The 23,310-nt window shown below is 71.1% G+C and carries 19 protein-coding genes; 12 read left to right on the forward strand and 7 right to left on the reverse strand.

Features of this window, described 5'->3' with window-relative positions; genetic code table 11:
- Nucleotides 1-383: 383 nt before the first annotated feature.
- Nucleotides 384-1,502: a hypothetical protein gene (locus ACLZN2_RS04735; protein ID WP_416977077.1), complete on the reverse strand. Its 1,119-nt coding sequence runs from the start codon at nucleotides 1,500-1,502 to the stop codon at nucleotides 384-386.
- Nucleotides 1,503-1,671: 169 nt separating this feature from the next.
- Here ACLZN2_RS04735 and ACLZN2_RS04740 point away from each other — a divergent pair, with 169 nt between their 5' ends.
- The gene (locus ACLZN2_RS04740) at nucleotides 1,672-2,826 is read left to right on the forward strand and encodes a cystathionine gamma-synthase (RefSeq protein WP_416977078.1); all 1,155 of its coding nucleotides are present in this window, start codon (nucleotides 1,672-1,674) and stop codon (nucleotides 2,824-2,826) included.
- A gap of 28 nt (nucleotides 2,827-2,854) precedes the next feature.
- On the opposite strand, the gene ACLZN2_RS04745 is transcribed toward ACLZN2_RS04740, so the two are convergent.
- The 3 genes from ACLZN2_RS04745 to ACLZN2_RS04755 all read right to left on the reverse strand — a co-directional run bounded on the left by ACLZN2_RS04745 (nucleotide 2,855) and on the right by ACLZN2_RS04755 (nucleotide 4,340).
- Nucleotides 2,855-3,103 carry a hypothetical protein gene (locus ACLZN2_RS04745; RefSeq protein WP_416977079.1) on the reverse strand — a complete coding sequence of 83 codons (249 nt, stop codon included), beginning with the start codon at nucleotides 3,101-3,103 and terminating at the stop codon, nucleotides 2,855-2,857.
- Nucleotides 3,100-3,609, reverse strand: a complete 510-nt coding sequence (locus ACLZN2_RS04750; protein WP_416977080.1) for an RNA polymerase subunit sigma-70 — start codon at nucleotides 3,607-3,609, stop codon at nucleotides 3,100-3,102. Before ACLZN2_RS04750 ends, ACLZN2_RS04745 begins: the two co-directional genes overlap by 4 nt.
- A gap of 221 nt (nucleotides 3,610-3,830) precedes the next feature.
- The gene (locus ACLZN2_RS04755; RefSeq protein ID WP_416977248.1) at nucleotides 3,831-4,340 is read right to left on the reverse strand and encodes a MarR family winged helix-turn-helix transcriptional regulator; all 510 of its coding nucleotides are present in this window, start codon (nucleotides 4,338-4,340) and stop codon (nucleotides 3,831-3,833) included.
- 167 nt (nucleotides 4,341-4,507) lie between these two features.
- On the opposite strand from ACLZN2_RS04755, the gene ilvA reads away from it, so the two are divergent.
- The 3 genes from ilvA to ACLZN2_RS04770 all read left to right on the forward strand — a co-directional run bounded on the left by ilvA (nucleotide 4,508) and on the right by ACLZN2_RS04770 (nucleotide 7,818).
- Entirely contained in the window at nucleotides 4,508-5,737 is a 1,230-nt protein-coding gene (gene ilvA / locus ACLZN2_RS04760) for a threonine ammonia-lyase (protein WP_416977081.1), read from the forward strand.
- Nucleotides 5,738-5,926: 189 nt separating this feature from the next.
- Nucleotides 5,927-6,964, forward strand: a complete 1,038-nt coding sequence (locus ACLZN2_RS04765; protein ID WP_416977082.1) for an ATP-binding cassette domain-containing protein — start codon at nucleotides 5,927-5,929, stop codon at nucleotides 6,962-6,964.
- Entirely contained in the window at nucleotides 6,961-7,818 is an 858-nt protein-coding gene (locus tag ACLZN2_RS04770; RefSeq protein WP_416977083.1) for an ABC transporter permease, read from the forward strand. Before ACLZN2_RS04765 ends, ACLZN2_RS04770 begins: the two co-directional genes overlap by 4 nt.
- A gap of 79 nt (nucleotides 7,819-7,897) precedes the next feature.
- Here the strand turns inward: ACLZN2_RS04770 and greA are convergent, their stop codons facing one another.
- Entirely contained in the window at nucleotides 7,898-8,398 is a 501-nt protein-coding gene (gene greA, locus ACLZN2_RS04775; RefSeq protein WP_340376515.1) for a transcription elongation factor GreA, read from the reverse strand.
- A 177-nt stretch (nucleotides 8,399-8,575) separates the two neighbouring features.
- On the reverse strand, nucleotides 8,576-8,977 hold the full coding sequence (locus tag ACLZN2_RS04780) for a DUF4307 domain-containing protein (protein WP_416977084.1): 402 nt from the start codon (nucleotides 8,975-8,977) through the stop codon (nucleotides 8,576-8,578).
- A gap of 135 nt (nucleotides 8,978-9,112) precedes the next feature.
- Here ACLZN2_RS04780 and mca point away from each other — a divergent pair, with 135 nt between their 5' ends.
- Together mca and ACLZN2_RS04790 are read left to right on the forward strand one after the other, a co-directional pair.
- Nucleotides 9,113-9,973 (forward strand): mycothiol conjugate amidase Mca, encoded by an 861-nt coding sequence (gene mca, locus ACLZN2_RS04785; RefSeq protein ID WP_416977249.1) that lies wholly within the window; start codon nucleotides 9,113-9,115, stop codon nucleotides 9,971-9,973.
- Nucleotides 9,966-10,220 carry a hypothetical protein gene (locus tag ACLZN2_RS04790; protein ID WP_416977085.1) on the forward strand — a complete coding sequence of 85 codons (255 nt, stop codon included), beginning with the start codon at nucleotides 9,966-9,968 and terminating at the stop codon, nucleotides 10,218-10,220. The genes mca and ACLZN2_RS04790 overlap by 8 nt, the downstream gene beginning before the upstream one ends.
- 72 nt (nucleotides 10,221-10,292) lie before the next feature.
- On the opposite strand, the gene ACLZN2_RS04795 is transcribed toward ACLZN2_RS04790, so the two are convergent.
- On the reverse strand, nucleotides 10,293-13,499 hold the full coding sequence (locus ACLZN2_RS04795; protein ID WP_416977086.1) for a tetratricopeptide repeat protein: 3,207 nt from the start codon (nucleotides 13,497-13,499) through the stop codon (nucleotides 10,293-10,295).
- A gap of 154 nt (nucleotides 13,500-13,653) precedes the next feature.
- Between ACLZN2_RS04795 and ACLZN2_RS04800 the strand changes: the two genes are divergently transcribed.
- From ACLZN2_RS04800 to ACLZN2_RS04825, 6 genes are all read left to right on the forward strand, one after another.
- The gene (locus ACLZN2_RS04800; protein ID WP_416977087.1) at nucleotides 13,654-14,412 is read left to right on the forward strand and encodes a hypothetical protein; all 759 of its coding nucleotides are present in this window, start codon (nucleotides 13,654-13,656) and stop codon (nucleotides 14,410-14,412) included.
- 37 nt (nucleotides 14,413-14,449) lie between these two features.
- Nucleotides 14,450-16,483, forward strand: a complete 2,034-nt coding sequence (locus ACLZN2_RS04805; RefSeq protein ID WP_416977088.1) for a thioredoxin domain-containing protein — start codon at nucleotides 14,450-14,452, stop codon at nucleotides 16,481-16,483.
- 224 nt (nucleotides 16,484-16,707) lie between these two features.
- The gene (locus ACLZN2_RS04810) at nucleotides 16,708-17,988 is read left to right on the forward strand and encodes a glycosyltransferase (RefSeq protein WP_416977089.1); all 1,281 of its coding nucleotides are present in this window, start codon (nucleotides 16,708-16,710) and stop codon (nucleotides 17,986-17,988) included.
- Nucleotides 17,985-19,634, forward strand: coding sequence for an ArnT family glycosyltransferase (locus ACLZN2_RS04815; protein WP_416977090.1), 1,650 nt, complete (start codon nucleotides 17,985-17,987; stop codon nucleotides 19,632-19,634). Before ACLZN2_RS04810 ends, ACLZN2_RS04815 begins: the two co-directional genes overlap by 4 nt.
- Nucleotides 19,631-20,812, forward strand: coding sequence for a glycosyltransferase (locus ACLZN2_RS04820; protein ID WP_416977091.1), 1,182 nt, complete (start codon nucleotides 19,631-19,633; stop codon nucleotides 20,810-20,812). Before ACLZN2_RS04815 ends, ACLZN2_RS04820 begins: the two co-directional genes overlap by 4 nt.
- Nucleotides 20,809-23,211, forward strand: coding sequence for a galactose oxidase-like domain-containing protein (locus tag ACLZN2_RS04825; protein WP_416977092.1), 2,403 nt, complete (start codon nucleotides 20,809-20,811; stop codon nucleotides 23,209-23,211). The genes ACLZN2_RS04820 and ACLZN2_RS04825 overlap by 4 nt, the downstream gene beginning before the upstream one ends.
- Nucleotides 23,212-23,310: the final 99 nt, after the last annotated feature.

Raw genomic sequence — 23,310 nt, forward strand, 5'->3', positions numbered from 1 at the left:
GGCGGGAGGGGCGTTGTACCTGGCACGGCGATCGTGAGAATCCTTGTGGAGAGGAGCCTGTCGTAGTTGTCCAGGACCGTGCTGGGCGTCGGTGGGCGGCGTGCCTGCGGGGTGCGCGTGCTGTCGCCGCCGAACGAGGAGTCCCCCTTCCCCCGTACTTGGCGGAGTAGCGCATGTCGCCGATACGGCGATCATCGAACCCGCCCATCCCTGCCGAGCACGAGGACGCCGGCGTTGAGTCAGTCGTCCGTGGGAACGGGCGTGAGACCCGCCGGACAAGACGCCCTCCAGTTCGTCGTCCGGCGTTCCGGCCATCCGCCCTGCGCCGCTCGCCGTCCCCTCGTGCGGCGGACAGGGCGCCGCCTCCGTTGGCGCGGCAGCTGTCAGTGCGGCAGCGTCGCCGGGCTCCCCCCGTTCGCCTCGTAGCCCGCGACCGCGAGCGCCCGGTACACCGCGAACTCGCCGGCCGGGTCCGGGGAGAGGGTCCAGGGCAGGGCGCCGACATGGCCGTCGACGTGTATCAGCTGGTTCATGGCCTCGGCCCAGCGCTCGCTGCGGACCAGGAAGAAGACCAGCAGATGGCGGACCTGCGCCAGCATCGGGTCGTCGTGGCGGGCCGCGTGCACCGCGAACAGGGCGCCGTGGATCGCCTTCGTCACGACCTCGCTCTGGTAGAAGCTGCTGACCAGGTTGACCTCGGGGAGGTGCTCGAAGACCCCGAACAGCGGCATCGCGGCGAGGAGCGAACCCTGGGGCGCACGGGCCGCAGCCGCCTCCGTGAACGAGGTCGCCAGCTCGCGCGAGCCGTGCCACTTCTCGCACCAGTAGTGCAGGGCGGTCAGATGCGCGCCCATGTGCGCGGGGGCGCGGTCCAGGATCTTCAGCCAGAGCTGTTCGAACTCGGACTGCGAGTAGTGCAGGCCGCGCGCCACCGACAGCTCCACGATGTACGGCACCGGGTCACCGGGGGAGAGGAGTGCCGCCTGGTCGCAGGCGTCCCTCGCCTCCTCCATGATGATCCGGAAGTCGTCCGTGCCCGGCGTGGACGTCCGCCACGCCTGCTGGACGAGGAACTCGGCGTGCACCGCCGCACCGCCGGCGTCCTTGGGCGCCTCCGCCCGCCACACCCGCAGCCACTGTCCGCCCGGCGCCTCGCCGACCCCGCCCGGCCGCTGCTGCAGCTCCAGCGCGGCCGCGCCCGCGAAGGCCTGCACGCGCTGCCAGCGCAGCTCGCCCTCGATCTCCGTGCCGGCCAGTAGCTGCCGCGCCGCCCGGTAGTCCTGGGTGTGCTGCACCACGTCCAGGACGTCCAGCAGGTCCTGGTCGGGGCCGGGCATACGGATGTCCAGCTCCTCCGTGCGTACGAAGCCGTAGTCGGCCGGGTCCGCGGCGTCCGGGTGGCCCGCCGGGACCTGCTCGATCATGCCGCGCCTGCGCCGCAGGAACGGCAGCAGCACGAAGCTGAGCATGACCAGCGCCATCAGGACCCAGAGAATTTCCATGTCTCAAGCGAACCAGACGCCGCCGACAATTGGCCAACCCCGACCCCGGAGCCTGTGGAAAAACGTCCCTGCCGGTCGGAGCGGGCCGCATCCACCACTCCGTACGTCCCTGAAAGCACCCCCGCCGCAGTCCGACAGCAGCCCCGCGAGCGCACTACGCTCGATGCCCATGAGCGACAGGCACATCAGTCAGCACTTCGAGACCCTCGCGATCCACGCGGGCAACACCGCGGATCCCCTCACCGGCGCGGTCGTCCCGCCGATCTACCAGGTCTCGACCTACAAGCAGGACGGCGTCGGCGGCCTGCGCGGCGGCTACGAGTACAGCCGCAGCGCCAACCCGACCCGCACCGCCCTGGAGGAGAACCTCGCCGCCCTCGAGGGCGGCCGCCGAGGACTCGCGTTCGCTTCCGGACTGGCGGCCGAGGACTGCCTGCTGCGTACGCTGCTCAGCCCCGGCGACCACGTGGTCATCCCCAACGACGCGTACGGCGGCACCTTCCGCCTCTTCGCCAAGGTCGTCGCCCGCTGGGGCGTGGAGTGGTCGGTCGCCGACACCAGCGACCCGGCGGCCGTACGGGCCGCGATCACCCCGAAGACCAAGGCCGTGTGGGTGGAGACCCCCTCCAACCCGCTGCTCGGCATCACCGACATCGCCGCCGTCGCCCAGATCGCCCGGGACGCGGGCGCGAAGCTCGTCGTCGACAACACCTTCGCCACGCCGTACCTGCAGCAGCCGCTCTCGCTCGGCGCGGACGTCGTGGTGCACTCCCTGACCAAGTACATGGGCGGCCACTCCGACGTCGTCGGCGGTGCGCTGATCACCGCCGACGAGGAACTCGGTGAGGAGCTGGCCTTCCACCAGAACGCGATGGGCGCGGTCGCCGGGCCCTTCGACTCCTGGCTGGTGCTGCGCGGCACCAAGACCCTGTCGGTGCGCATGGACCGGCACGGCGAGAACGCCACCAAGATCGCCGACATGCTGACCCGCCACGCGCGCGTGACGAAGGTGCTCTACCCGGGCCTGCCCGAGCACCCCGGGCACGAGGTCGCGGCCAAGCAGATGCGGTCCTTCGGCGGCATGATCTCCTTCCGGGTCGCCGGCGGCGAGGAGGCGGCCGTCGAGGTCTGCAACCGCGCCAAGGTGTTCACGCTCGGCGAGTCCCTCGGCGGCGTCGAGTCCCTCATCGAGCACCCCGGCCGTATGACGCACGCCTCGGTGGTGGGCTCGGCCCTGGAGGTGCCCGCCGACCTGGTCCGCCTCTCCGTGGGCATCGAGAACGTCGACGACCTGCTGGAGGACCTGCAGCAGGCCCTGGGCTAGTCTCCGCCGGGCCCACCGCGAGGTGGGGTCACCAGTCGGTGACCGGTGGAGTCGTCTCCGACGGCGGCTCCACCCAGGGGCGGGCCGTGGCCGCCCAGACGACGAACGCCACGGTCGCCGCGAACAGCAGCAGCCACATCAGCCGCAGGGCGATCGTCCGGCGCCGCAGGATGCGACTGCCCAGGCGGACCACGTCCGCGTGCAGGTCCGCCGGCACGTGCGGTGCGGTCCGCTCCATCATCTGCCGTACGGCGGCCTCCCGTTCGGGCCGGTTCACGACGCGGCCGCCTTCGCGCCCACACGCGCGGGGGCCGGCCCGCGCGGCGGACGCAGCACAAGCGTGGTCGCCCGGTCGCAGATCAGGTGGACACGCTCCGGGGGCAGCCCGAGCAGCGCCGCCACCTGCTCCTCGGCGACCCCCTCGTGCAGCCTGAGGACCAGGACGAGCCGGTACTGCGGGGAGAGCGCGGCCAGGGGACCGGCGGTCCGGGTGCGGGCGCGTGCGAACGGCACAGCGCCGTACTGGTGCCAGGCCCTGCGGGCGAAGCGGACGGCGAGGCACTCGCGCGCGTGGTTGTACGGGTCGTCGCCGCGCAGCCGGTCCCAGTACGCGTACGTGTGCGCGAGAGCGTGGGTCAGCAGCCGCCGCGCGCGGGGGTTGTCCTCCACCGCCTCCGCCGTGAGCAGGGTCGCGGTCCGCAGCAGCCGTCCGCCCGCCCCGGCCACAAACGCCTCGAACTCCCGGGCCCGGCGGGCTTCCTGGACCGCACGCCTCTCTCGCACCCCGAGCCTCCCGCCTGACGGCGACCCCCTGGAAACGGATCCCGGCGGAGTACGGGTGCGGCACCACGTACGGCGCGGGGGGACCCGGTCTCATATGAGGCCAGGGGTGGGCTTTCGGTCAAGAGCCGCGCACGCGCGGGATGCCGGCCGTACCGAAAGCCGCGTACGACAACCACGCACCCCCGCACGAAACCGCCCCGCACGCGTGCGTGCCCCGTTGCTCAGGAAGCGGCCGCTGTGGGCTCCGCGCCCGGCAGACCCTGGGCGGCCATCCGGGAGGACAGCGCGACGTTGAAGCGGGTGAGGAGGGAGCAGAACGCCTCCCGCTCCTCCGGGGCCCAGTCCTCGGTCAGCTCGGCCATCAACTGCCGCCGGGAGGACCTTACTTCGTCCAGGCGGGACTGCCCGCGCGGAGACAGCTGGAGCACCACGGCCCGTCCGTCCTCGGGGTGCGAGGTCCGCTTGACCAGGCCCGTGTCGACGAGGGGGGCCACCTGCCGGGTGACGGTCGAGGAGTCGATCCCCATGCTCGCCGCGAGCGCCTTGACGCCCATCGGGCCCTCCTTGTCGAGACGGTTGAGCAGCAGGTACGCGGCGCGGTCCATGGAGTTGCGCACCTGCCCGACGCCGCCGAGGCGGGTCTGTTCGGCCCGGCGCGCGAAGACCGCGACCTCGTGCTGCAGCGTGTCGAGAAGACCGGTGTCACCGACGGTCGTCATGTCCATCGACATTTCAGGCGTTGTGGGCATGGCCGGGGGCTCACTTCATGAAGGGGGTCTGGCAGGAATTGGGGGACAGAGTACGCGGCCGGAGGCCGGGCCGTACCGGCGCTGCGCAAACCAGTCTCGGTGGTTGGTCACAGCGGTCGTTCCCGCCTGTGAACTGCGATGCTGATGTCATGAGCTATGGCACGGCTGACTCCTTGCGGCCCGTCACCCTCGACGACGTGCGCGGCGCCCAGAAGATGCTCTCGGGTGTGGCGCGGGTGACGGCGATGGAGGGCAGCAGGCATCTGTCCCAGCTCGTCGGAGCGCCGGTGCACCTCAAGTGCGAGAACCTCCAGCGGACGGGATCGTTCAAGCTGCGCGGCGCGTACGTGCGGATCGCGGGGCTGCTGCCCGAGGAGCGGGCCGCCGGGGTGGTCGCGGCGAGCGCCGGCAACCACGCGCAGGGCGTGGCGCTGGCGTCGTCCCTGCTGGGCGTGCGCTCCACGGTGTTCATGCCGAAGGGCGCCCCCCTGCCGAAGATCAGCGCGACCCGGGAGTACGGCGCCGAGGTGCGCCTGCACGGTCAGGTGGTCGACGAGACGCTGGCCGCCGCGCAGGAGTACGCGGAGCGGACGGGCGCGGTGTTCATCCACCCCTTCGACCACCCCGACGTGATCGCCGGGCAGGGCACGGTGGGTCTGGAGATCCTGGAGCAGTGTCCGGAGGTGCGCACGGTCGTCGTCGGGATCGGCGGCGGGGGGCTCGCGGCCGGCATCGCGGTCGCCGTGAAGTCGTTGCGGCCGGACGTGCGGATCGTGGGCGTGCAGGCGGAGGGGGCGGCGGCGTACCCGCCCTCGCTGGCGGCCGGGCGGCCGGTGTCGATCGAGGCTCCGGCGACGATGGCCGACGGGATCAGGGTCGGTCGGCCCGGCGACGTGCCGTTCGGGATCGTCGGCGAGCTGGTGGACGAGGTGCGCACGGTGTCGGAGGGCGAGCTGTCCACCGCGCTGCTGCTGTGTCTGGAGCGGGCCAAGCTGGTCGTCGAACCGGCGGGGGCGAGTCCGGTCGCGGCGCTGCTGAGCGAGCCCGGCGCGTTCGAGGGCCCGGTGGTCGCGGTGCTGTCCGGCGGCAACGTCGACCCGGTGCTGATGCAGCGCGTGCTGCGGCACGGCATGGCCGCGCAGGGCCGCTACCTGGCGGTCAGCGTGCGTCTGACGGACCGGCCGGGTGCGCTCGCGACGCTGCTGGGGGTGTTGTCAGTGGTCGACGCTAACGTTCTGGACGTGAGCCATGTGCGGACCGATCCGAGGCTCGGGCTGACCGAGGCGGAGGTCGAACTGCACCTGGAGACGAAGGGGCCGGCGCACTGCGCCGAGGTCGGCCAGGCCCTGCGCGAGGCGGGGTACACGGTCGTCGACTGACCGGCCATGACCGCCGGGAGGCCGGTGAAAGTGCAGGTCAGGGCCCATTCATCACCCACACGAGCTAATTGCATTGTGAGTCGCGATACATCGCGTTATGGTGGATGGGCGGTCGCCTGGTGTCGGGCGTCCCAAACATCGCAAACCTAGGCTTTCTCGAAGGAATCCCCGAAGACGTGGAGAACTTTTATGCCAGGCGCCATCTATGCCGAAGGCCTGGTGAAGACCTTCGGTGACGTAAGGGCTCTGGACGGCGTCGACCTGGACGTCCCGGAGGGCACCGTCCTCGGCCTGCTCGGGCCGAACGGAGCGGGCAAGACCACCGCGGTCCGCTGCCTGACCACCCTCCTGCGCCCCGACAGCGGGCGGTTGCAGGTCGCGGGCCTCGACGTGCTCAAGCACCCCAACGAGGTGCGCCGCTCGATCGGCCTGTCCGGCCAGTTCGCGGCGGTCGACGAATACCTCACCGGCCGCGAGAACCTCCAGATGGTCGGACAGCTCTACCAGATGAGGGCGAGGCCCGCGAGGGCCCGCGCCGAGGAACTGCTGGAGCAGTTCGACCTCACCGAGGCCGCCGACCGCACGGCCAAGACCTACTCCGGAGGCATGCGCCGCCGCCTCGACCTGGCCGCGGCCCTCGTGGTCTCGCCACCGGTGATGTTCATGGACGAGCCGACGACCGGCCTCGACCCGCGCAACCGGCAGCTCCTGTGGGACGTGATCAAGCGCCTCGTCTCCGGCGGTACGACCCTGTTGCTGACCACCCAGTATCTGGAAGAGGCCGACCATCTCGCGCACGACATCGCGGTCGTCGACCACGGCAAGGTCATCGCCCGCGGCACCTCCGACCAGCTCAAGGCCCGCACCGGCGGCGAGCGCATCGAGGTCGTGGTCCATGAGCGCGAACAGATCCCCGCCGCCCGCGAGGTGCTCGCCGGCTTCGGCAAGGGCGAGACCACCGTCGAGGACCACACCCGCAAACTCACCGTGCCCGTCACCGGCGGCGCGAAGCTCCTCGCCGAGGTCATCCGCGAGCTGGACACCCGCGGCATAGAGATGGACGACATAGGCCTGCGCCGCCCCACCCTCGACGACGTCTTCCTGTCCCTGACCGGACATGTGGCAGAGATGAAGCCCGAGGGGAACGGCGACGAGCAAAGCAAGGGCAAGGGCAAGGGCAAGGACAGAGACAAGAGCGGACAGAAGGGCAAGGAGGCCGTCGCATGACCGCCGTCACCGACACCGTCCGGGGAACGGCCCCCACCCACCCGATGGGTCAGTCCGTCCGCGACTCACTGGTCGTTGCAAAACGCAACTTGATCCGCATGAGTCGGATTCCTGAGATGGTCATTTTTGGGCTGATCCAGCCCATTATGTTCGTCGTGCTGTTCACCTATGTCTTCGGCGGCTCCATGCGGATCGGCGACAGCACCAGCGCCACCGACTACAAGAACTTCCTGATGGCGGGGATCTTTGCGCAGACCGTCACCTTCGCCACCGCCGGGGCCGGTGCCGGCATCGCCGACGACATGCACAAGGGCCTGATAGACCGCTTCCGCTCACTGCCCATGGCGCGTGGCGCGGTCCTCACCGGACGGACCCTCGCCGACCTCGTGCAGACCGCGCTCACCCTGCTCGTCCTGGCGGTCGTCGCCCTCCTGGTCGGCTGGCGTCCCGGGTCCGACGGATACACCAACGCCGGACGGATCCTGGCGGCCTTCGGCCTGCTGCTCCTGCTCGGCTACGCGTTCACCTGGATCGGCGCCCTGATAGGTCTGAGCGTCCGCACCCCGGAGGCGGCCACCTCCGGTGGGCTGATCTGGCTCTTCCCGGTGACCTTCATATCCAACGCCTTCGTCGACACCAGCAACATGACGCCCTGGCTGCGCACCATCGCCGAGTGGAACCCGTTCAGCGCCACCGTCCAGGCCTGCCGGGTGCTGTTCGCCAACCCGGGACAGTCGCCCTCCGACGCCTGGCCCATGGAGCACCCGGTCTGGGCCTCGCTGATCTACTCGGTCCTGATCGTGCTGATCTTCCGCACGCTGGCGGTCCGCAAGTACCGCTCGGCGACGGCCTGACACCCGGGCCGCGACGAACCGGCACGACGAAGCCCCCGGCGGCTCGGGCGCCAGGGGCTCGTCAGGAGAAGGGGAGGGCTCAGCCGCTGTAGGGCTCGGCCTTGAGGATGCGCACGGAGGCCTTCTTGCCGTTCGGCAGCTCGTACTCCGCGTCCTCGCCGACCTTGTGACCGATCACGCCGGTGCCCAGCGGGGACTGCGGCGAGTAGGTCTCGATGTCGGCGCTCGCGTACTCGCGCGAGGCGAGCAGGAACGTCATGGTGTCGTCCTCGTCACCGTCGAAGGCGATCGTCACGACCATGCCGGGCGCCACGGCGCCGTCCGCGGAGGCCGGAGCCTCGCCGACCTTGGCGTTCTCGAGGAGCTGGGTCAGCTGGCGCACGCGGAGCTCCTGCTTGCCCTGCTCCTCCTTGGCCGCGTGGTACCCGCCGTTCTCGCGCAGGTCGCCCTCCTCGCGCGCCGCCGCGATCTTGGCGGCGATCTCCGTGCGCGCAGGACCAGTAAGGTGCTCAAGCTCTTCCTTGAGCTTGTTGTACGCCTCCTGGGTAAGCCAGGTGACGGACTCGCTGGTCTGGGTCACAGGTGCTCCTCGTCGGTACTGGGAATACAAAGCATCGCCCTACCCTCAAGCATGTTCCTCAGGGGATGGGCGAAACCACGAGCCTAACAATTCCGCGGGCAAAGGGGGAGGACATAAGCCACCAGACTTACGTCAACGCAGGTCAGCGTGTACGCAATGTGGAGGACAGGGGCATCCTCAGTCGGCGTGACAGCCCAGCAGCTCGGCCGTCGTGCCCTTGGCCGTCGTGCGGAGGGTGACCACCTTGTCGATGCGGGTGTCCGACCCGGAGAAGCGGAAGTCCGCCCGGCCCACCTCGGCGCCGTCGCCCGCCTGGGAGCGCACCGTGCAGTAGCCGCTCGCACCCGCGTCCTTGCGGACCTCCAGGTGCACCTCGACCGCGGAGTCCGAGGTCGCCTTGAAGGTGATCACCTCGGCGCTGATCTTGTTCTGGCCGACGTAGTGGTAGGCGAACAAGCCGACGACCACGAGCAGGACCCCGCTGAGCACGGCGCCGACGATCTTCAGGGTGCGGTCGGCCCGCTCGTCCGAGGCGCGGCCGTAGCGGCCTTCGGGCGCTCGGGTGCTCGCCGTGCTCATGATCGTCCTCTCGGCAGGCCAGGGCCCTGGAATTATTCGCCCCCCGATTCGGTCACTATAGAAGCCTGCTATCGCGCCGGCTCACACGGGCGCCGACTTACCGAGGATTGAGTCTTGACTGACCAGCTGCGACTGATGGCCGTGCACGCGCACCCCGACGACGAGTCGAGCAAGGGCGCGGCCACCATGGCGAAGTACGTGTCCGAGGGGGTGGACGTGCTGGTGGTGACCTGCACGGGCGGGGAGCGCGGCTCCATCCTCAATCCCAAGCTCCAGGGCGACAAGTACATCGAGGAGCACATCCACGAGGTACGCAAGAAGGAGATGGACGAGGCCCGCGAGATCCTCGGCATCAAGCAGGAGTGGCTCGGCTTCGTCGACTCCGGCCTGCCCGAGGGCGACCCGCTGCCGCCGCTGCCCGAGGGCTGCTTCGCCCTGGAGGACGTGGACAAGGCGGCCGGCGAGCTGGTGAGGCAGATCCGCTCCTTCCGTCCCCAGGTGATCACCACCTACGACGAGAACGGCGGCTACCCGCACCCCGACCACATCATGACGTACAAGATCTCGGTGGTGGCGTTCGAGGGCGCTGACGACACCGAGAAGTACCCCGAGGCCGAGTACGGGCCCGCGTACCGGCCGCTGAAGCTGTACTACAACCAGGGCTTCAACCGTCCCCGGACCGAGGCGCTGCACCAGGCGATGCTCGACCGCGGTCTGGAGTCGCCGTACGGGGAGTGGCTCAAGCGCTGGGCGGAGTTCGGGGTGAAGGAGCGCACGCTCACCACGCACATCCCGTGCGCCGACTTCTTCGAGATCCGTGACAAGGCGCTGATCGCCCACGCCACGCAGATCGACCCCGACGGCGGCTGGTTCCGGGTGCCGATGGAGATCCAGAAGGAGGTCTGGCCGACCGAGGAGTACGAGCTCGCGAAGGCTCTCGTCGACACCTCCATCCCCGAGGACGACCTCTTCGCGGGCGTCCGGGACAATGCCTGACATGAGCGCAAGCGTGAGCCTGGCAATGACGCACCTCGTCCCCCTCGCCAAGGAGGTCGACGAGAACAAGGTCACCCCCGGCGTCCTCGGCTTCATCGTGTTCGCGGTGATGGCAGTGGCGGTGTGGGCCCTGATGAAGTCGATGAACAAGCACATGGGCAAGGTCGACTTCAAGGAGGCCCCGGCGGACGGCGAGGAGACTCCCGCGCCGGGCTCGACGGGCAAGGCCTCCCCGGCGAAGGGCTGAGCGCGGCCCGGCCGGGCCCTCGGGCCGAGGAGGGGGAGCAGTCCCGCTCCTGAGCCCGCGGGCCCGTCCCGCCTATCCCTCGTTCACCGCCACCCCCATCACCTCGCGCTCGTGGCGGCCCGGTACCAGGCCGAGGCGCCAGGCCTGCCAGCCCGTCTCCAGGCGGGTGCCGCGTTCCAGGAGGATGGCGTAGGCGGCGAGGGACTCGGACAGCTTGGTGTCGCGCAGGGGGTGGGTGGTGCGGCTGAGCTGGGCCAGTTCCTCCTGGGCCACGGCCGTGCCGACCTCCACGCCGCCCGGTGCGCCGTACGGCAGGAGGGTGCAGCGCAGGAAACGGGCCCAGTCCTCGCCGCGGCGGTCGCCGAAGGAGGAGAACAGGCCGGCCGCCTCGTCGCACAGGGCCAGGGCCTGCTGGGTGCGCGCGTTGCCCGCCTCGATGATCGCGAGTTCCAGGCAGGTCCAGGCCTCGCCGTGGGCGACGCCGATGCGCTGGAAGTCGGCGCGGGCGTCGACGAGGAGCTGCCGGGCGAAGCCGGAGTTGCGCAGGGAGCCGGTCTGGGCGGCCCGCTGGTCCCGGGTGACGCGCGCCGAGTGATGGCGGGCGCAGGCCAGGCCGTAGACGTCACGCATCCGGGAGAACAGGGAGCGTGAGCGTTCCAGTTCGCGGACGGCGTTGTCCAGGTCGCCGGTCTCCTCCAGGGCGAGGCCCAGGTAGTACACGGTCCAGGCCTCGCCGCGGGCGTCCTCGTTGCCGCGGTGCCTGGCCGCCGCCGCGCGCAGCCCCTCCACCGCGGGCGACGGGTCACCGGCGATCATGCGGGCCCGGGCCAACTGGGTCAGCGCCCAGGCCTCGCCGCGTTCGTCGTGGGTACGGCCGTACAGGTCGAGGGCGCGGCGCAGTTCGGTCTCGGCGGCGGGGACGTCGCCGCGGCGCAGGTTCAGCTGGCCGAGCTGGAAGTGGGCCCAGGCCTCTCCGTGCACGGAGCCGCCCTCGCGGTGCAGCACCAGGGAGCGGGTCAGCAGGTCCAGGGCCTCGCCGAGCCGGGCCCGGTCCCGTTCCACGGCGGCCAGCGCGTGCATGGTCCAGGCGCGGTCGGTCGCCAGCTCGGGTGCGGCCTGCAGGTCCATCGCCTCCCGCAGTTTCGCCGCCGCCTCCGTGAGACTGCCCTGGTGGTGCAGGGTGATGCCCAGGGAGCACAGGGCACGGGCCGCGCCCGCGTCGTGATGGGCCTGGAGGTAGAGGTCGACGACCGAGGCCAGGGTGGTGCGGGCCTTGTCGAGCTCGCCGAGCTGCCGGGCCGCGATACCGGTACGCCACTGAACGGACCGCACCAGCAGGTCCTGGCCGACCGTCTGGGCCAGCTCGCTGATCTCGCCGAGGCGGTAGAGGTCGCCGCGCAGCAGGCAGTAGTCGCACAGCGCGCCGAGCAGGCTCAGTACGGCGGTCTCGTGCACGCCCTCCGCCTGGCGCAGGGTCGCGGTGATGAAGCTCGACTCGTCGTCCAGCCAGCGCAGGGCCTCGTCGAGGGAGGTGAAGCCGTGCGGGGTGAAGCGGTCCGAGCGGGTCGACATGTTGCCGTCGACGAGGCGCAGGACGGAGTCGGCGAGTTCGGCGTAGCTGACGATCAGGCGTTCCTGGGCCGCCGTGAGCTCGGAGTGTTCCTCCTCGTCCAGCAGCCGGGCCTGGGCGAAGGCGCGGACCAGGTCGTGCAGGCGGTAGCGGTCGCCGCGGACCCGGTCGACCAGGCCCGCGTCCGCGAGGGCGGTGAGATGCCGGGTCGCCTCCTCGCGGTCGGTGGCGAGGAGGGCGGCGGCCGCGGCCGCGCCGAGCGAGGCCCGTCCGGCCAGCGCCAGCCGCCGCAGCAGGCGGCGGGTGCCTTCGGGCTGGTCGGTGTAGCGCAGCCACAGGGCGCGCTCGACGGGTTCGACGGGGCCGTACGCCCCGAGGTCCGTGGCCAGTGCGCGCGGTGAGCGCGGGCCCAGCGAGGAGCCCGCGATGCGCAGCGCCAGCGGCAGCCCGCCGCACAACTCCCGTATCCGGTCGGCGGATTCGGCGTCGTACGGACCCGAGGTGTCCTGGGCGGCGGCACCCAGCAATTCCTCCGCGCCGGCCGCCTCCAGGGGGCGCACCGGCAGCCGGTGCGTCCAGGCGGACAGTTCGGCGGGAAGCTCCAGCGGGTCCCGGGCGGTGACCAGGACCAGGCTGTCGGAGCGTTCCGGGACGAGGGTGCGCACCTGCTCGGGATCGGAGGCGTCGTCCAGGAGGACGATGACGGGCAGGCCCGTGAGGTGCTGGTAGTAGAGGTCGGCGAGGCGTTTGAGCTGTTGGTCGGGGGACGAGCGCTCACGGAAGAGGAGCTGTTCGCGGGGTGCGCCGAGGCGGTTCAGCAGATGCAGCAGGGCGTCCCGGGTGGACAGCGGGGTGCCCTCGGCGCTGTCGCCGCGCAGATCGACCACGCAGGCGCCGCGGAACTGGTCGCGCAGATCGTGCGCCGCCCGCACCGCGAGGGTGCTGCGGCCGCTGCCGGGCGGGCCGTGCAGGACGACGACCGTGGGCCTGGTCTGCGTGCTCGCCCGGGCCGACTGCACCCACTGCCGGATCTGCGCCAGTTCCGCCCGTCGTCCCGCGAACGGGCCCACGGGCTCAGGGAGCTGCCCGAACGACTGCTCCAGCATCGTCCGCCCGCGGGCCGCCGCGCTCTTGTCCGTGCCCTTCAACTGCGGGCCCGGCGCGTTCCTCGGCCGAGGCCCGGTCGTCGCGCTCAGCACCCGCTGCTGGTCCAGGAACGGGCGGATCCCGCGTACCTCCAGCGCCGTCAGCCACTGCAGCCGCAACTGCTCGGCGCCGCCGGGCTGTCCGGCCTCGCCGGCGTGATGGTGCGCGGCCGGCAGATGCGAGCCCGCCACCTTCACCACGGTCGCCGCGGCCCCGACCACCCCGACCGCCACCCCGGCGCCGAAAGCCGTACCGGGGCCGGTGCCCAGCGCGAGGTCGGCGACGGCGGCGGTGACGGACGCGACACCCGCCACCAGCAGGGGAGTTCGCCCACCCTCGCGGGCGTAGCGCTGGGCGAAGCTGACCTGTCCGGCCTCGCGCTCCGCCAGTGCCCGCGCGTACGCCTCGTACTCCTCGGCGGCGGTCTCCACCATCGAGTCCAGTGCCCCGCGCGCCCGGGTCATCAGCGCCTGCCGGTCGGTCCGCCCGCCCGACCGCCGTACCTCTTCCTCCACGGCCCGCGCCAACAACCGCTCGGCCTCTGCCTTGTGACTGTTCCGCATGACCCGTCCCCCTCCGGCGGCACGGCGTTCGTCCGGTCAAGTGTGCGGCGGACGCCTCTCGTGGCGCGAGAGGGCGGAGGGTTTCCGATGCGTCGGCGGGCTTCGCTATCGTGACCGCAGCAACCGAGCGATGAGCATGATGACGGCGGATGTCATGAGCACGGACAACGGGCTGCCGTCCGGCGGGCCGCCCCAACCGCCGCACGGCCGGCCCCAACCGCCTGCCGGTCAACCCCAATCGCCGTACGGCCAGCCCCAACCGCCCTACGGCCCACCCCACCCGCCTGCCGGTCCGCCCCACCCGCCGGGCGGTCACCAGCCCCGCTGGGCCTGGTGGGTCGTCGGAATCGTCATCCCGGTCGTCGGCATCATCGTGACCCTCCTCGTGGGCCGCCCGGGTTCGTCGGACGACGACAACGGCGCCACGAACGCCGGGTCCGCGTCCAACGCCGCACAGCGGTCCGGTGCGACGGGATCCACCGGCGAGGACCGCTCCACCGCGTCGGCCGGCGCCGCCGGTTCCGCGGCCGACCCGCTGTTCGGGCCGAAGGTGGTTGAGGCCGACACCACCAACGCCGGTTCCTACCTGGAGTTCGACACGACGCCGCCGCTCGTGTCGCCGCCCGGAACAAAGGGCGCGGACCTCATCATCAGCGCCTCCACCGGCACCCCCGACCTCTTCGTGCCGGACTCCAACACCACCCTCGCCCCGCTGCCCGCCTCCGGCGCCGACCCGACGGCCGAGGAGTGCGCCGAGAGCGTGGACCGCAACGCCACCTACACCTCGCCGGCCGAGCGCGGCGGCCGCTTCTGCCTGCTGACCGACCAGGGCCGCGTCGTCCACCTCAAGATCCTCACCGCTCCGCCCGCCGGCCTGGCCCGGCTGGAGGTCACGGTCTGGGACGCCGTCTGACGCGAGCCGTTCCCGGGACTGGGGCAGGATGGACCCCATGCCGAACCGACTGGCTCATGAGACGTCCCCGTATCTGCTCCAGCACGCCGACAACCCGGTCGACTGGTGGCCCTGGTCGGAGGAGGCCTTCGAGGAGGCGCGGCGGCGGGGTGTGCCGGTCCTGCTGAGCGTCGGGTACAGCAGCTGCCACTGGTGTCATGTGATGGCGCACGAGTCCTTCGAGGACCGGGAGACCGCGGACCGGCTCAACGCGGACTTCGTGAGCATCAAGGTCGACCGCGAGGAGCGTCCCGACGTCGACGCCGTCTACATGGAGGCCGTGCAGGCCGCCACCGGGCAGGGCGGGTGGCCGATGACGGTGTTCCTGACGCCGGACGCGGAGCCGTTCTACTTCGGTACGTACTTTCCGCCGGCGCCCCGGCACGGCATGCCGTCGTTCCGGCAGGTGCTGGAGGGTGTGCAGCAGGCCTGGGACACGCGGCGGGAGGAGGTCGCCGAGGTCGCCGGGAAGATCGTGCGGGATCTGTCGGAGCGGGAGATCTCCTTCGGGGACGGAAAGGCGCCGGGGGAGCAGGAGCTGTCGCAGGCGCTGCTCGGGCTGACCAGGGAGTACGACCCGCAGCGGGGCGGGTTCGGCGGGGCGCCGAAGTTCCCGCCGTCCATGGTGGTCGAGTTCCTGCTGCGGCATCACGCCCGTACCGGCGCCGAGGGCGCGCTGCAGATGGCCCAGGACACCTGTGAGCGGATGGCGCGGGGCGGGATCTACGACCAGCTCGGCGGCGGGTTCGCCCGGTACTCCGTCGACCGCGACTGGACCGTGCCGCACTTCGAGAAGATGCTGTACGACAACGCGTTGCTCTGCCGGGTCTACGCACACCTCTGGCGGGCCACCGGCTCCGAGCTCGCCCGGCGCGTCGCCCTGGAGACCGCCGACTTCATGGTGCGGGAGCTGCGGACCGAGGAGGGCGGGTTCGCCTCGGCGCTCGACGCCGACAGCGACGACGGGAGCGGGAAGCATGTCGAGGGCGCCTATTACGTGTGGACGCCCGCGCAGCTGACCGAGGTGCTCGGCGCCGAGGACGCCCGGCTCGCCGCGCACTACTTCGGGGTCACACAGGAGGGCACCTTCGAGGAGGGTGCCTCCGTGCTCCGGCTGCCCCAGCAGGACAGCGTCTTCGACGCGGAGAGGATCGCCGACGTCAGGGAGCGGCTGCTGAGGAAGCGGGCCGAGCGTCCCGCCCCGGGCCGGGACGACAAGGTCGTCGCCGCCTGGAACGGGCTCGCGATCGCCGCGCTCGCCGAGACCGGCGCCTACTTCGACCGCCCCGACCTGGTGGCCGCGGCCGTGGGCGCCGCCGATCTCCTCGTACGGCTGCATCTCGACGAGCAGGCCCGGCTCTCCCGTACCAGCAAGGACGGGCAGGCCGGGGCCAACGCCGGGGTGCTGGAGGACTACGCCGATGTCGCCGAGGGGTTCCTCGCGCTGGCCTCGGTCACCGGCGAGGGGGTCTGGCTGGAGTTCGCCGGGTTCCTGCTCGACCATGTCCTCGCGCGGTTCGCCGACCCGGAGTCGGGGGCGCTGTACGACACGGCCGCCGACGCCCAGCGGCTGATCCGCAGGCCGCAGGACCCGACCGACAACGCCGTCCCCTCCGGCTGGACCGCCGCGGCCGGCGCGCTGCTGGGCTATGCCGCACACACCGGCTCCGAGCCGCACCGCACGGCCGCCGAGAAGGCCCTCGGGGTGGTGAAGGCCCTGGGGCCGCGGGTGCCCCGGTTCATCGGGTGGGGGCTCGCCGCGGCCGAGGCGCTGCTGGACGGGCCGCGCGAGGTGGCCGTCGTGGCGGCCGGGTTCGACGACCCGGCCGCGAGGGCCCTGCTGCGTGCGGCACTGCTCGGCGCGGCGCCGGGGGCGGTCGTGGCGTACGGCACGGTCGGGAGCGAGGAGTTCCCGTTGCTCGCCGACCGCCCGCTCAGGGACGGTGCGCCGACGGCGTACGTCTGCCGCAACTTCACCTGCGACGCCCCGACGACCGATCCGGAACGCCTTCGCGCCGCGCTGAATGGCTGAAAAGCCACGCTGAGCGGCTGAAATGGAAATGGAAGCAGCAATTCCGGTAAGGGGAAGCGATCCGGTGTTCGGATAAGTCTGCCTACCGGCTGGTCGACTCCGAAACATGCCTTTTATCTGAAGACTCCCCGGACTTCACAGTTTCCCCCTAGCCTCTCCACAGTGGCGCGACACCTGTGACCTGCCGTCGCGCCGGGGGGCTCTGAGATCTGGGGGGATCTTTCTTGCTGACGTCTGTCTTCATCGCTGCCATATCCCTGGCCTTGTTCTGGATGGCCGCCTTCACCCTGTGGTGGCAGATGCACGCGTGGCGTACGCCCGAAGTGCTCGCCTCCACCCGTTTCGGCAGCCCGGACGGGGACGCGCACGTCTCGTTCTCGCTGCTGCTTCCGGCACGCCACGAACAGGCCGTGCTCGACCACACCGTCCAGCGGCTGCTGGAGTCCACCCACGCCGACTTCGAGATCATCGTCATCGTGGGGCACGACGACCCCGGGACCACGGAGGTCGCGGAGCGTGCCGCCGCCCGTGACACCCGCGTCCGGGTCGTCGTCGACACCCATGAGAAGAAGAACAAGCCGAAGGCCATGAACACGGCCCTGCCGCACTGCCGCGGTGACGTCGTCGGCGTCTTCGACGCGGAGGACCAGGTCCATCCGGAGCTCCTCGCCCATGTCGACCACGCCTTCCGGACCACCGGAGCGGATGTCGTGCAGGGCGGTGTGCAGCTGATCAACTTCCATTCCAGCTGGTACAGCCTGCGCAATTGCCTGGAGTATTTCTTCTGGTTCCGGTCCCGGCTTCATCTGCACGCGCAGAAGGGATTCATCCCGCTCGGCGGAAACACGGTGTTCGTGCGCACCGACGTCCTCAGAGAAGCGGACGGATGGGATCCGAACTGCCTCGCCGAGGATTGTGATCTCGGCGTCCGGCTGTCCAGCGTCGGCAAGAAGGTCGTCGTCGCCTACGACTCCGACATGGTGACCCGGGAGGAGACCCCGGGCTCCCTCATGTCCCTGCTCAAACAGCGCACCCGCTGGAACCAGGGCTTCCTCCAGGTGTACCGGAAGAAGGACTGGAAGCAGCTCCCCGGCTTCGGCCGCCGGCTGCTCGCCCGCTACACCCTCATGACCCCGTTCCTCCAGGCGTTCTCCGGGATCATCATCCCGCTCAACGTGGCGGTCGCGCTCTTCCTCGACGTGCCCGTCGGGATCGCCTTCGTCACCTTCCTGCCGGCCGTGACCGCGCTCGTCACCTTCGTCTTCGAACTCGTCGGACTGCACGACTTCGGCAAGCAGTACGGCCTGCGCGTCCGCCCCGTCCACTACGTGAAGCTCATCGTGGGCGGCCCCTTCTACCAGGTCCTCCTCGCCGGGGCCGCCCTGCGTGCCGTCTGGCGCGAGCAGCGCGGACAGGGCGACTGGGAGCTGACCGAGCACACCGGCGCGCACCTCAGCGCAGCGGCACCCGAGCCCGCAGTGATCCGAGAGGACGTTCCCGCGTGACCTCCACCCTCCCCGCGGCGACCACCGGCACGGTCCCCGCGCAGGGCACACCTGTGCCGCACACGTCCCCGGCCGGGCGGACCGCCGCGCCGCGGCGGCCGCGCTCCTCGCGGCCCGACCTGATCCTGTGCGGAGTGCTGCTCCTGGCGATCCTGCTCGTCCAGGGCTGGAACATCGCCGCCTACCCGACCCTCAGCGACGACGAGGGCACCTACCTCGCCCAGGCCTGGGCCGTCCAGGAGGGCCGCGGCCTCGCCCACTACACCTACTGGTACGACCACCCGCCGCTCGGCTGGATCCAGCTCGCCCTGCTGACCTGGATCCCCAAGCTGATCAGCCCGGACGCGATGACCGTCGGCACCATGCGCGCGGTGATGCTCGTCGTGAGCGCGGTCAGCGCCGTCCTCGTGTACGTCCTCGGCCGCCGGCTGTCCCTGCCCCGCTGGGCGGCCGGCCTCGGCATGGCCCTGTTCGGGCTCTCCCCGCTCTCGGTCGTCCTGCAGCGGGAGATCTTCCTCGACAACCTCGCGGTGATGTGGACGCTCGTGGCGTTCACCCTCGCCGCCTCGCCCAGCCGCCACCTCTGGCACCACTTCGGCGCCGGCATCGCCGCCGCGACGGCCGTCCTCACCAAGGAGACGATGCTCTTCGTCCTCCCAGCGGTCCTCGTCACCATGTGGCGGCACAGCCACCGCGACACCCGCAAGTTCGCCCTCACCGGCGCGATCACCGCCTGCGCCCTGATCGGCTTCTCGTACCCCTTGTTCGCCCTCCTCAAGGGCGAGCTGCTGCCCGGCAGCGGCCATGTGTCGCTGTGGGACGGCATCACCTACCAGATGACCAGGCCGGGTTCCGGTTTCATCCTCGACCAGGGCTCCGGCTCGCACGGCGCCCTGCAGTCCTGGCTCTACTACGACCGTGTCCTGATCGTCGGCGGCCTCGCGGGCGCCCTGCTGCTCCTGCTCACCTGGCGCTGGTCGGTCACCGCCCGCGCCCTCGCCGGCCCCTCCCTCGCGGTGGCGGTCCTCGCACTGGTCGCGATGCGCCCGAGCGGCTATCTGCCCGCGATGTACGTCATCCAGGCGCTGCCGTTCCTGGCCCTGGTCCTCGCCGGGGCCACCGCGAGCGTCGCGCACGCCGTACTGAACCGGTGGCGAAAGCCCGACGAGCGGCGCCTGCTCAGGAGCGGCCGGTACGCCCTCGCCGCCGTCCTCGCGCTCGCCGCCGGGGCGTACGTCGTCCCGCGCTGGTACGACGGCGACCGCACCGCCGTCACCGCCGACGCGGGCGCCCCCTACCGGGCCGCCTCCACCTGGCTCGCGACCGAGGTCGAGGACCCGGCGGACACCCGCGTCCTGGTCGACGACGCGCTCTGGCTGGACCTCGTCCACGCCGGATACCGGCCCGGCCTCGGCGCGATCTGGTTCTACAAGGCCGACCTCGACCCCGCCGTCACCAAGACCCTGCCGAACGGCTGGCGCGACCTCGACTACGTCGTCGCCTCCCCGACCGTCCGCCGCGACGCCGCCGACCTGCCAGGCGTGGACGCGGCCCTCGCCCACTCGACACCGGTGGCCACCTTCGGCTCCGGCGAGGACCGGATCGAGATCCGCCGCATCCAGACCGCCTCCGGAGGCGTCCGATGACCTACGACCACACCGAGTACAGCGCACCCGCCTCCGAGCTGCGGTCCGCCGAACTGGCCGAGCCCGGCGCGGTCACCATCGTCGTACCGACCTTCAACGAGTCCGCGAACATCCGTCGGCTGCTGCGCCAGATCACCGAGTCGGTCCCGACCCGGCTGCCCTGCGAGGTCGTCTTCGTGGACGACTCCACCGACGACACCCCCGAGGTCATCCGGGACGCGGCCCGCGACTGCCCGTACCCGGTGACCGTGATCCACCGCGAGGAACCGGTCGGCGGGCTCGGCGGCGCGGTCGTCGAGGGGATGAAGGCGGCCGCCTCGGACTGGATCGTCGTCATGGACGGCGACTGCCAGCATCCGCCCTCACTGGTGCCGGAGCTGGTCGCCACCGGGGAACGCTCGCACGCCGGGCTGGTCGTCGCCTCCCGCTACATCAAGGGCGGCAGCCGCGCCGGACTCGCCGGCAGCTACCGGGTCGCCGTCTCGCGCGGCGCGACCTGGCTCACCAAGTCCCTGTTCCCGCGCAGGCTGCACGGCATCAGCGACCCGATGAGCGGCTTCTTCGCGATCCGCCGCAGTGCCGTGAGCGCCGACGTCCTCAGGCCCCTCGGCTACAAGATCCTGCTCGAACTCGCCGTCCGCAGCCGCCCGCGCGGCGTGAGCGAGGTGCCGTTCGTCTTCCAGGACCGGTTCGCGGGCGAGTCCAAGTCGAGCGCCCAGGAGGGCCTGCGCTTCCTGCGTCATCTGGCGGGACTGCGCACCGCCTCCCCGGTCGCCCGCATGATCGGCTTCGGGCTGATCGGCCTGAGCGGCTTCCTGCCGAACCTGCTCGGGCTGTACGCCCTGACCGCCGCCGGGGCGCACTACGTACCGGCGGAGATCCTCGCCAACCAGCTCGGCGTGGCCTGGAACTTCTACCTCATCGAACATCTGCTGTTCCGCGACCGCCGCTCGCACCGCCGCTGGTGGGACCGGTTCGGCCGGTTCGCGCTGCTCGCCAACGCCGATCTGGTGCTGCGCATCCCGCTGATCGCGCTGTTCGTGCACCGCTTCGGGATGGGCGCGCTGGACGCGACCGCGCTGGCGCTGGTGACGACGTTCGTCCTGCGGTTCGTGGGCACGGAGGCGCTGGTCTACCTGCCCCGCAAGGGGCTCACCCGAGCGAGGAGGGCCGTATGACCAGACGCCGCAGAAGGATCGCGCTGCTGGCGGTGACGGGCCTGACCTCGGGCCTGCTGCTGACGAGTCCGCAGCCCGCGTCCGCCGCGAACCTCATCAGGAACCCGGGCTTCGAGACCGCCGGTGCGGACGGGATGCCGTACTGCTGGGAGAAGTCCGGCTGGGGCGACAACGACTTCACCTTCGAGCACACCTCGGACGCCCACACCGGGGACAGGGCGATGAAGGTGACGCTGACCCGGCGGGTGGACGGCGACCGCAAGGCGCTGATCACCGAGTCGACGGAGTGCGCGCCGACGGTGACGCCGGGCAAGCAGTACGACCTCTCGCTCTGGTACAGGACCACCACTCCGGACGCGTCCGTCACGCTCTTCCGGCACGACACCACGGCCGGCTGGCAGTACTGGACCGACCTCAAGACGCTGGACCTCCAGGCGGGTTGGACCCAGGCCACCGTGCGCACCCCCGAGGTCCCCGCCGGCACCGACCGCATCACCTGGGGCGTCTCCGTCTACGGCACCGGCTCCGCGACCACCGACGACTACACGATGGAACAGGTCCCGGACGTCCTGCCGCCCGCCACCTGCACCGGCACCGCCGACGAGTGCGCGAACGGCCGCTGGGACGTGCTGCCCACGCAGAACCCCGTCCGCTCCATGCACTCCGTCGTCCTCAACAACGGCAAGGTGCTGCTGATCGCGGGCTCCGGCAACAGCGAGGAGCAGTTCGAGGCGGGCACCTTCACCTCGGCGGTGTACGACCCGGCGAACGGCAGCTACAAGGTCGTCCCCACCCCGAAGGACATGTTCTGCGCCGGGCACGTCCAGCTGCAGGACGGGCGGGTGCTGGTGATGAGCGGCAACAAGGCGTACCCGGTGGTGGGCGGGCACGGCTACGAGGGCTTCAAGGACTCGTACGTCTTCGATCCGGTCACCGAGTCGTACAGCAGAACCAACGACATGAACGACGGTCACTGGTACCCGTCGGCGACCGTCATGGGCAACGGTGACGTGCTGTCGTTCGGCGGACTGCGCGAGGACTCCACCGGCTCGGTGACCGCCGAGCTGTTCTCGCAGGCCGAACAGCAGTGGCAGCCGTTGTGGAAGGTCAACCAGACCTGGTCGTACTGGGGTCTGTACCCGTCGATGATCCTCATGCAGGACGGCCGGCTCTTCTACTCCGGCAGCCATGTCTTCGGCAACAACATCCCGGGCACGGGCGCGGCGGTCTACGACTACGCCGCCAACACCGTCACACAGATCCCGGGGCTGCAGAACAAGGACGAGCGCGACCAGTCGGCGAGCGTACTGCTGCCCCCGGCGCAGGACCAGAAGGTCCTCACCCTCGGCGGCGGCAACATCGACTCCAACCCGGACGGCAACCGCCTCACCGACCTCATCGACCTCAAGGCCGCCAACCCGTCCTACGTGGCCGGCCCGCCGCTGCCGCAGGGCACGGTCGACCTCGGAGGCGGGCCGGTCCCCGAGACCGGCGCCCAGGGCAAGATGTACGTCTCCGCGGTCCTGCTGCCCGACGGCAAGGTCCTGGAGACGGGCGGCGCGCTCCACAACCGGGCGAACCCGGTGTACGAGTCCTCGCTCTACGACCCGGCGACCAACACCTTCGACCCGGTGGCCGCCGACCCGGAGGCCCGCGGCTACCACTCCTCCTCGTTCCTGCTCCCCGACGGCAGGGTGATGTCCACCGGCGACAACCCGGGCAACGGCACCTGGAACCACGACGTGTCGGTCTACACCCCGCCCTACCTCCTCAAGGGCACGCGCCCGACGATCACTTCGGTGATCGACACGGAGTGGACGTACGGCGACACCCAGCGCATCACCGTCGACCGGCCCATCGCGAAGGCGGAGCTGATCCGCCCGGCGGCGGTCACCCACTCCTCCGACCCGAACCAGCGCTTCGTCGACCTCCCGCTGTCCGTCGACGGCAACAACGTCGACCTGAACGTCACGAGCAACCCCAACCTGGCCCCGCCCGGCTGGTACATGCTCTTCGCGGTCGATGCGGGCGGGGTGCCGTCGGTGGCGAAGTGGGTCCACCTTCAGGGCCCGGCGGCCCTGAGCGCGACGGAGGCCTCGGCCCACGTCCACTCCTTCGCCGACGGCCTGACCGGCAAGGTCACCGGCCCCGGCAGGAAGAAGACCTCCCAGAAGGTCAGCCCCACCGTCTCCGGCTGCGACCGCCACTACGGCTCGATCAACGTCTGTGTTCCCACGGCCTTCCCACCGGGCGTGAAGAAGACGACGGCCGCCCGGTGCGCCTGGCTGAAGAAGAACGACTACGGCCGCCTGAAGGTCAACGGCAAGGACGACCCGCTCGGCCTCGACCGGAACAAGGACGGGACGGCCTGCGGAAAGGCGGACGTGCGCAGGCGCTGAGCGCTGTGCTGGAAGTCCAGTGCGTCATCTGCGGGTCCGAAGTGGCTGGTCGCGCAGTTCCCCGCGCCCCTTTGGGGCGTCGGGGAACCGCAGCGGACT

The organism is Streptomyces sp. T028, assembly GCF_048159505.1.
Taxonomy (GTDB): domain Bacteria; phylum Actinomycetota; class Actinomycetes; order Streptomycetales; family Streptomycetaceae; genus Streptomyces.

Coding starts and splice junctions, on each gene's coding strand:
- ACLZN2_RS04735 (WP_416977077.1), bottom strand. CDS start 1,502: ATGGAAATTCTCTGGGTCCTGATGGCGCTGGTCATGCTCAGCTTCGTG.
- ACLZN2_RS04740 (WP_416977078.1), top strand. CDS start 1,672: ATGAGCGACAGGCACATCAGTCAGCACTTCGAGACCCTCGCGATCCAC.
- ACLZN2_RS04755 (WP_416977248.1), bottom strand. CDS start 4,340: ATGTCGATGGACATGACGACCGTCGGTGACACCGGTCTTCTCGACACG.
- ilvA (WP_416977081.1), top strand. CDS start 4,508: ATGAGCTATGGCACGGCTGACTCCTTGCGGCCCGTCACCCTCGACGAC.
- ACLZN2_RS04765 (WP_416977082.1), top strand. CDS start 5,927: ATGCCAGGCGCCATCTATGCCGAAGGCCTGGTGAAGACCTTCGGTGAC.
- ACLZN2_RS04770 (WP_416977083.1), top strand. CDS start 6,961: ATGACCGCCGTCACCGACACCGTCCGGGGAACGGCCCCCACCCACCCG.
- ACLZN2_RS04780 (WP_416977084.1), bottom strand. CDS start 8,977: ATGAGCACGGCGAGCACCCGAGCGCCCGAAGGCCGCTACGGCCGCGCC.
- mca (WP_416977249.1), top strand. CDS start 9,113: ATGGCCGTGCACGCGCACCCCGACGACGAGTCGAGCAAGGGCGCGGCC.
- ACLZN2_RS04790 (WP_416977085.1), top strand. CDS start 9,966: ATGCCTGACATGAGCGCAAGCGTGAGCCTGGCAATGACGCACCTCGTC.
- ACLZN2_RS04795 (WP_416977086.1), bottom strand. CDS start 13,499: ATGCGGAACAGTCACAAGGCAGAGGCCGAGCGGTTGTTGGCGCGGGCC.
- ACLZN2_RS04800 (WP_416977087.1), top strand. CDS start 13,654: ATGAGCACGGACAACGGGCTGCCGTCCGGCGGGCCGCCCCAACCGCCG.
- ACLZN2_RS04805 (WP_416977088.1), top strand. CDS start 14,450: ATGCCGAACCGACTGGCTCATGAGACGTCCCCGTATCTGCTCCAGCAC.
- ACLZN2_RS04820 (WP_416977091.1), top strand. CDS start 19,631: ATGACCTACGACCACACCGAGTACAGCGCACCCGCCTCCGAGCTGCGG.
- ACLZN2_RS04825 (WP_416977092.1), top strand. CDS start 20,809: ATGACCAGACGCCGCAGAAGGATCGCGCTGCTGGCGGTGACGGGCCTG.